1 protein-coding gene is annotated in these 1,160 nt (G+C 63.4%); it reads right to left on the bottom strand.

What is annotated here, in order from left to right; translation table 11 throughout:
• Window positions 1-82 precede the first annotated feature (82 nt).
• Window positions 83-1,160 (bottom strand): porin (locus ACYP5B_RS39855; RefSeq protein WP_459573311.1); only part of this gene is annotated, 1,078 nt, incomplete at its 5' end.

Here is a 1,160-nt window from a genome sequence, read left to right as displayed (position 1 = left end):
AAAAAAACCCGGCTTGTGGCCGGGACAAGGAAAGTTCGGAGCCAGGCCCGCGCCGCGAGGCACGGGACCGATGCAAATGGGATCAGAAGCGCGTGCGCATACCCACGGCGAACTCGCTCTGGTGCGCGAAGCCGTTCGACTGCGCGGCGTGATAGCCGTGCTGCAGGAACATGTAGTCGGCTGCCAGGTAGACCTCGGTGCGCTTCGAGAAGTGGTAGAAGATCGAGCCGTACACCGTGTTCTTGCGGCCGCTGTCGGTTGCGGTCGAACTAGCGGTGTTGCCGTAAGCGTTGATCGTGAAGCCATCGGCATTCAGGGCGGCGTGGCCGGCCTTCATCATCTGGTAGCCGATCTCATAGTCGAAGGCGCCTGCCGGGTCGACCTTGAGCGACACGGTGTAGGCGTCGTCCTTGCGCTGGCCCAGCGCGCCCTGTTCCGCGGTGTAGTGGAAATATCCTGCGCTGGCGCGCACGATGCCCCACACATAGTTGCCGCCAGCCGAATAGGTACGGTTGCGCTGGCCATTCACGTTGGCCTGCGTGAAGAAGCTCGAGACGTGGAAATTGCCGCCGTTGTAGCCCAGGGTGACGGTTTCCGTGGTGTTGCGCGACGGCGCGCCCGGCACTTCGCCGAATTGATACGCCGCGCCGGCGGTCAGGCCGTTGTCGAACAGCTTCTTCCACACCACGCCATTGTCCATGCGGGTGCCGGTGGCGCTGCCTGCGTAGAACACCAGCTGCTTGAAGTTGTTGTTGTTTGTGTAGCCGCCTTCTTCCGTGGTGATGGCCGCCGGGCCGTAGGGATCGCCGTAGAGGCCGGAGGCCATCGGGTCGCGTCCGAGCGCATTCTGGCGGCCGAAGGTCAGCTTGCCGAAGACATCGCTGTTGATGCCGACCCAGGCGTCACGGTTGAACAGCACGCCGGGGGTGTCCATGGCGCCGTTGTAGCTCTGGAACTCGCTCTCCAGCTTGAAGATCACCTTGGTGCCAAAGCCAATGTCTTCCGCGCCGGTCAGGCCCCAGCGGTTGCCGCTGAACCAGGCGGGCTGGTGGTAGCCGGTGAGGCGATCGCCTTTTGCGTTGGCGTTGCTGATGGTGCTGATGGTGGTGTCGATGAGGCCGTAGAGCGTCACGTTCGATTGCGCGTTGGCGTGGCCGGCA

This window comes from Cupriavidus sp. 8B (assembly GCF_054589115.1).
This window is presented reverse-complemented; position numbering and strand designations above follow the sequence as displayed.